Source organism: Phenylobacterium sp., from assembly GCF_031412415.1.
Classification (GTDB): domain Bacteria; phylum Pseudomonadota; class Alphaproteobacteria; order Caulobacterales; family Caulobacteraceae; genus Phenylobacterium.
Window position 1 is genome coordinate 1 of sequence record NZ_JANOCX010000411.1, and the last position, 7,044, is coordinate 7,044.

Below are 7,044 nucleotides of genomic sequence, written 5' to 3' on the forward strand. Positions count from 1 at the left end.
CCTGCTGCTGATCTTTCGCGAGTTGATCCGGTGCGGCCGGGCCAGCGAGACGGCGCGACGCCTGGGGCTGACCCCCTCGGCGGTGAGCCACGCCTTGACCCGGCTGCGCGAGCTGTTCGGCGATCCGCTGTTCATCCGCCGGATTTGATTGAGGTCGAATTCACTCATGCCGTGAATTCGATAGCGCAAAGCTCCTGGGGTCGCTACGTCCGCGGCCCGGTGGCGCCCATCCTCGACTAGTCCTTGTAGACCACGCCGCCATTCATCACGAAGCCGACGCTCTGCAGCGTCGTGACGTCGGCCAGCGGGTCGCCCTGGACGGCGATCAGGTCGGCGGCGCGGCCGGGGGTCAGGGCGCCGATCTGGCTGCCCAGGTTCAGGTGATCGGCGGCGCCGACGGTGGCCGACTGTACGGCTTCCAGCGGGGTGAGCCCGGCCTTCACCAGCAGGGCGAATTCCTGGGCGTTGTCGCCGTGAGCCGAGACGCCGGTGTCGGTGCCGAAGGCGATCTTGACGCCGCCGGCGTGGGCCCGCCTAGCCATGTCCAGCATCTTGGGGCCGGCCTCCAGCGCCTTGGCCGTTTGGGCGGGGGTGAAGAAGTTCTTCGGGCTGGCGGCGATCCGCGCCACGAAGTCGCCGGCCATCAGGGTCGGGACCAGATAGGCGCCCGACTTCTTGAACAGGGCGATGGAGGCGGCGTCCAGATAGGTGCCGTGCTCGATGGAATCGCCACCGGCCTTGAGGAAGGCGTTGATGCCGTCGCCGCCATGGGCGTGCGCGGTCACCTTGCGGCCCATGCGGTGGGCGGCGTCGACGATGGCGGTCAGCTCCTCGTCGGAGAACTGCTGGCCTAGGCCCGCGGCGGTGTTGGAGAGCACCCCGCCGGTGGCGGTGATCTTGATGACGTCGGCGCCCTTCCAGACCTGTTCTCGCACCGCGCGGCGGCAGTCGTCGGGGCCGGAGCAGACCGAGCCCGGACGCAGGACGTGCATGACATCCTCGCGATAGCCGTTGACGTCGCCGTGGCCGCCATGGATCGAGATGGCGTCGCCCGAGGCCACGATGCGCGGGCCGGGGACGTCGCCCTTGGCGGTGGCGGCGCGCAGGGCGAAGATCGCCTCGCTGTCGGCGCCCAGGTCCGCCACGGTGGTGAAGCCGGCCATCAGGGTGCGCTTGGCGTAGCGTGCGCCGACCATGGCCTGTTGGGACGAGGACTGCGTGACGCCTTCCAGCTCGCTGTTGGGGTTCTGTTCGCTGGTCAGGTGGACGTGGCTGTCAATCAGGCCCGGAAGGACGAAGCTGCCCTTCAGGTCGATCACCACGCCGCCTGGCTCGGAGACATAGCCGTCGGCGATGCGTGAGACCTTGCCGTCGACGATGACCAGGGTCTTTCCGGTCTCGACCTTGCCCGAGGCGGGGTCGATGAGCACCTTGCCGGCCTGGACGAAGGTTGTGGCGGCCTGGGCCGAAACGGCGACGGCGAGCGCCGCGGCGAGCGCGACGCCCGAGATCAGGTTCTTCACGTGAGCAGCCCCAAAGCAATCCGAGGCCGAGCCTCGACATGGCGCGATCCTAACCAGGGCCGGACGGAATGGCCAAGCGATGTATCGCCCATGAAGTCCCAGATCCTCCCCGGCTCCGGGAGGATCTGGAATGGCGCTAGATCTGCCGGGTGCGTCCTTCCCAGTAGGGCGCGCGGACCTTGTTGCGCTGGATCTTGCCGGCCTCGGAGCGGGGGAGTTCGGTGACGAAGTCCAGGCTGCGGGGCACCTTGAAGGCCGGCAGGGTCTTGCGGCCGAAATCGAGGATTTCCTGGGCGAGCTGATCGGAGGGAACGTAGCCTTCCTTCAGCATGATCACCGCCTTGACCTGTTCGCCCCACTCGTCGTGCGGCACCCCGACGGTCGAGCTATCGGCCACGGCCTCGTGCTTGATCAGCTCGTTGTCGACTTCCTGCGGATAGATGTTCACCCCGCCGGAGATGATGGTCTCGGCGTTGCGGCCGGTGAGGAACAGGTAGTCGTCCTCGTCGAAATAGCCGACGTCGCCCATGGTGAAGAAGCCGTCCACGCGGCTGGCGTTGGTCTTGGCCTCGTCCTTGTAATAGGTGAAGCCGCCGCCGGGCGGGAGCTGGTGGTAGATGCCGCCGGCCCGGCCGTTGGGCAGGTCGTTGCCAGCCTCGTCCAGGATGCGGACCTGCAGCAGCATCGGGCGCTTGCCGACGCTGCCCGGCTTCTTCAGCCACTCTTCCGAGGTGATGGCGAAGCCGGCGCCGCCCTCCGAGCCCGCGTAGTATTCTGAGAGGATCGGGCCGAACCATTCGATCATGGCGTGCTTGACCTCGGGGGGGCAGGGGGCCGCGCCGTGGACGATGTATTGCACGTGGCTGACGTCGTACTTGGCCTTCACCTCGGGCGGCAGGGCCAGCAGGCGCTGGAACATGATCGGCACCAAGTGCAGGTGCGTGACCTTCTTCTCCGAGATGGTCTTCAGGACCAGTTCCGAATCCCACTTGTCGATGAAGTAGAGCGGCACGCCGGCGCCCATGGCGGCGCGGACGTCGAAGGCGAGCGGGGCGGCGTGATAGGCCGGACCGGCGCAAAGCTGGACCGAGGTCTCGTGGTCGTAGCCGCGCATGGCGTACATGGCCTGGGGCGTCACGACCGGGGCGGGGCGGAAGACCCCCTTCGGTCGGCCCGTGGTGCCGGAGGTGTACATCATCGAATTGCCGAGGACGGCGTCGTCGATGTCGGAGCCGTCCAGCGGCGCGAGCGCGGTGTCATAGTCCACGAAGCCCGGGATGGCGCCGCCGACGGCGAGCTTAAGCACCAGGTCGGGGCACTGCTCGGCGGCCGGTCCGACGCTGGCCACGCGGGCCTCGCCGACCACGACCTTGGCCTCGCAATCCTTGATGATGTAGGCGATCTCGTCGACGGTCAGGTGCCAGTTCACCGGGGTGAAGCGGACGCCGGCGCGCAGGGTCGCCGCCATCACCGCCACGAACTCGGCGCGGTTCGAGCAGATCAGGGCCAGCGAGTCGCCGGCGACCAGCCCGTGCTGACGGAAGAGGCGGGCCAGCTTGTTGGCCGTGGCGTTGAGCTGGGCGAAGGTGGTGACCCGGCCGTCGGGGTCGATGACCGCGGGCTTGTCGGGATGGACCCTGGCCCAGACGGCCGTGGTCATGCCGGTCATCGAGGCCGCTTCCAGGGCCTGATCCAAGCTCACGCGCTCTTTCAAATCTTCCATCAAATCCTCCCGTCGCCACGGGCCGGAGGAACGGCGCCGCGGCATTTTTTCTATGGTTCGAGGCGGCGTTGGGCGGCCGGCCGACGGCGCGAAATATGCGCGCGGGCTTGGGCCTTTCCGTCTCGTAAACCCACCATGACAGGGGATCGCGACGGGGACAACGCCGCCGCAAATCCGAACAATGACTGGATCGGCGGCGAAGTCTGGCCGGGAACAGACTTTACCTTACGTCGTTCACATCCATTCGGGGACCTATCGCCCGAGCGGCAAGCGAGATGACGCGTGACGGAAGATCAAAGCACGCAATCCAATCTGGCGAGTACGGGCATCGAAGGCCTCGACGACATCATGCGCGGCGGCTACGCGCGACGGCGCATCTACCTGGTGGAAGGCACGCCCGGAACGGGCAAGACCACATCGGCCCTGCAGTTCCTCATGGCCGGCGCGCAGCGGGGCGAGAAGGGCCTCTACATCACCCTCTCGGAGACGCGCGAAGAGCTCCTGGAGACCGCTCGGTCGCATGGCTGGTCGCTCGACGACAACATCGAGATCTTCGAGCTGGCGCCGCCTGAGAACCTGTTGGACGAACAGCAGCAACAAAGCCTGCTCTATTCCTCCGACCTCGAATTGGGGGAAACCACCCGCATCATCTTCAAGGCCATCCAGGAGGCCCAGCCCGCCCGCGTGGTCATCGACAGCCTGTCGGAAATCCGGCTGTTGGCCGGCGGATCGCTGCGCTATCGCCGTCAGATCCTGGCGCTGAAGCACTATTTCGCCAAGCACAACACCACCGTGGTGATGCTGGACGACATGACCTCCGAGGTCCTCGACAAGACCGTCCACAGCGTCGCCCACGCCGTGGTTCGGCTGGAGGAGCTGGCGCCCGTCTACGGCAAGGAGCGCCGGCGGCTTCGCGTGATCAAGTACCGGGGCCAGGCCTTCAGGGGCGGCTATCACGATTTCATGCTCGCCCATGGCGGACTGGTCGTCTTCCCTCGGCTGGTGGCGGCGGAGCATAGGATCGAGTTCGTCCGCAAACCTCTCCCGAGCGGCGTCGACGGCCTCGACACACTGCTTGGCGGCGGCATCGAGCGGGGCTCGAGCGCGCTCATTCTTGGCCCTGCTGGCGCGGGCAAGTCGCTGATGACCCTGGAGTTCATCGCCTCCGCCATCAGGCGCGGCGAGAAGGCGGCGCTGTTCGTCTTCGACGAAGAACTGAACCTGCTGTTCGACCGCGCCAAGGGTCTGGGCTTCGATCTCGCGGCCCTACGCGCGTCCGGAGACCTGCTGGTCGAACAAGTCGACGCGGCCGAGCTGACGCCGGGCGAGTTCACGCATCGGGTGCGGGCCTGCATGAAGTCGCGGGACCTCAAGACGATCGTGATCGACAGCTTGAACGGCTACCAGGCGGCCATGCCCGAGGAACAATTCCTGGTGCTGCACATGCATGAGCTGCTCCAGTTCCTCAACCGCAGCGGCGTGACCACCTTCCTCACCATCGCCCAGCATGGGCTGGTGGGCGACATGCAGGCGCCGGTCGACATCACCTACCTCGCCGACACGGTGATCCTGCTGCGCTACTTCGAGGCCAACGGCCGGGTGCGCCGGGCGATGTCGGTGATCAAGAAGCGCACCGGCGCGCACGAGGACACCATCCGCGAATACCAGATCGGCGAACGCGGCCTAACCGTCGGCACGCCGCTGTCGGAGTTCCAGGGCGTGCTGCGCGGCGTCCCGACCTATACCGGCGCAGACACCGCCCTGCTGATGGGTCAGGGCGCTTGACCCCCTCCACCTATCCGAGGTCGGAGACCGCACTCATCTTGACGCCCCGTGGCCGCGACGCGGAGATCGCGGCGGTGCTTCTGCGCGAGGCCGGTATCGACGCGCTGATCTGCGCCAACCTCGAGGCCCTGGGTCAGGAGTTGGACAATGGCGCCGGCTTCGCCCTGGTCACCGACGAGGCGTTGCAGTCGGCCGATGCGTCGTCGCTGGCGGCATGGGTGGGGGCCCAACCTGCGTGGTCGGACTTCCCGTTCGTGCTGCTGACCGAGCGCGGCGGCGGGCTGGAGCGCAATCCTAGCGCCTCGCGCCTGACCTCCACCCTGGGCAATGTGATTTTCCTGGAGCGACCGTTTCATCCCACCAGCCTGGTCAGCGTCGCGCGGACAGCCCTGCGCGGTCGGCGCCGGCAGTACGATGCGCGCCAACGGATCGAGGATATCCGCGAGGCCGAAATCACCCTCGAACGACGGGTCGAGGAACGCACCTACGAGCTCGCCGCCGCCAACCGTCAGCTGCTGGGCCAGATCGAGGAACGCGAGCGCGTGGAGGCTGCGTTGCGACAGGCGCAACGGCTGGAAGCGGTCGGTCAGCTGACCTCCGGCGTGGCGCACGACTTCAACAACCTGCTCACCGTCGTGATCGGCAATGCGCGTCAACTCGGCAAGGGCGACGTGGACCCCAGTGTGCGCCGCCGACTGGACATGATGGAGCAAGCGGCTGAGCGCGGCGCCAAGCTCACCGCTCAGCTGCTGGCGTTTTCGAGGCGCCAGAAGCTGGAGCCGCAGCTGGTCGACCTGAACCATACGGTCGCCAACATGCGCGACCTGCTGCAGAGCACGATGGGCGGCTCGACCCGCATCGAGACCGTCCTGCATCCTGAGCTCTGGATGGCCTTGATCGACCCCACCCAGATCGAGCTGGTTATTCTCAACCTGGCCATCAACGCCCGCGATGCGATGGAGGTCGGCGGCACGCTGGTCGTCGAAACCGGCAATGCGACCGTGCGCGACCCCGAGCGTCCGGAGGAACCGCCGGCCGGCGACTACGTAATGGTCGCGGTATCCGACACAGGCGCCGGCATGGCCCCTGAGGTGTTCGCCAAGGCCTTCGAGCCATTCTTCACCACCAAGGCGGTGGGAAAGGGTTCGGGCCTGGGGCTCAGCCAAGTGTTCGGTCTGGCGAAACAGTCGGGCGGCGGGGTCCGGATCGACACCCGGCAGGGCGAAGGCACGTCGGTGAAGGTCTATCTTCCGCGTGCTCGCGCCGTGAGTGTCGCCAAGCCAACCGTGCGCACCGCCGTCCCGCCGCGGGCCGATGGCGAGCGCGTGGTCCTGCTGGTCGACGACGACAGCGCGGTGCGGGAGATCACCGCGACGGTGCTGACCGAGCTGGGCTACACGGTGGTCGAAGCCGGCAGCGGGGGAGCGGCGCTGGACACCCTGCAGCGGCGAACCGACATCGATCTGATGCTGCTCGACTTCGCCATGCCCGGCATGAACGGCGGGGAGGTGGCGCGCGAGGCCCGGGTCCGGCGTCCTGATCTGCCCATACTGTTCGTCACCGGCTATGCCGACACCGACGCTCTGGCGCACGCCGATCAGGGCGCGATCATCCAGAAGCCCTTCGACGACCATGAACTGGCGACGAAGGTTGGTGCGGTTCTCGCGCCGCGCGATCCTAAGGTCGTACCCTTCCCGAACCGCGCCGAAGGCTAGCCGAAGCGACCCTCCGCCCAACGATAGGCGAGGAAGCCCGCCGTGGCGGCGCTGGCCGTGAGGAAGGTCCCCCAGCCGATGTCGGCCAGGGTGATGGAGGTATGCCAGACCTTGAGCGTCGCCTGGTTGGTCAGGTCGTAGGTGGCGTAGGCGACGAATCCCAGCAACGCGCCATTGAGCAGGGCGCGCGTCCAGCCGGCGTCCTCGCGAACCGCCGGCAGGATCGCGAGCAACAGCACCCCGCCGATGTAGATCAGATAGAAGGCGATGGCGGCGGGCAGTCGGAAGGTGTCGGCGA

The 7,044-nt window shown here is 67.3% G+C and carries 6 protein-coding genes; 3 read left to right on the plus strand and 3 right to left on the minus strand.

Annotation, left to right across the window (positions count from 1 at the left end; all coding sequences use genetic code 11):
* Positions 1 to 10: 10 nt before the first annotated feature.
* Entirely contained in the window at positions 11 to 148 is a 138-nt protein-coding gene (locus RMO04_RS19160; RefSeq protein ID WP_309646372.1) for a LysR family transcriptional regulator, read from the plus strand.
* Between the two features lie 88 nt (positions 149 to 236).
* Here the strand turns inward: RMO04_RS19160 and RMO04_RS19165 are convergent, their stop codons facing one another.
* Positions 237 to 1,523: an amidohydrolase family protein gene (locus RMO04_RS19165; protein WP_309646367.1), complete on the minus strand. Its 1,287-nt coding sequence runs from the start codon at positions 1,521 to 1,523 to the stop codon at positions 237 to 239.
* 136 nt (positions 1,524 to 1,659) lie between these two features.
* A complete protein-coding gene (locus RMO04_RS19170; RefSeq protein ID WP_309646368.1) occupies positions 1,660 to 3,246 on the minus strand; it encodes an AMP-binding protein in 1,587 nt (528 codons plus the stop codon).
* Positions 3,247 to 3,528: 282 nt separating this feature from the next.
* Here RMO04_RS19170 and RMO04_RS19175 point away from each other — a divergent pair, with 282 nt between their 5' ends.
* Positions 3,529 to 5,031 (plus strand): ATPase domain-containing protein, encoded by a 1,503-nt coding sequence (locus RMO04_RS19175; protein ID WP_309646369.1) that lies wholly within the window; start codon positions 3,529 to 3,531, stop codon positions 5,029 to 5,031.
* Between the two features lie 38 nt (positions 5,032 to 5,069).
* Positions 5,070 to 6,746 (plus strand): response regulator, encoded by a 1,677-nt coding sequence (locus RMO04_RS19180; RefSeq protein WP_309646370.1) that lies wholly within the window; start codon positions 5,070 to 5,072, stop codon positions 6,744 to 6,746.
* Here the strand turns inward: RMO04_RS19180 and RMO04_RS19185 are convergent.
* A partial coding sequence (locus RMO04_RS19185) for a DUF2177 family protein (protein WP_309646371.1) occupies positions 6,743 to 7,044 on the minus strand: 302 nt, incomplete at its 5' end. The two genes, RMO04_RS19180 and RMO04_RS19185, sit on opposite strands and share 4 nt — an antisense overlap.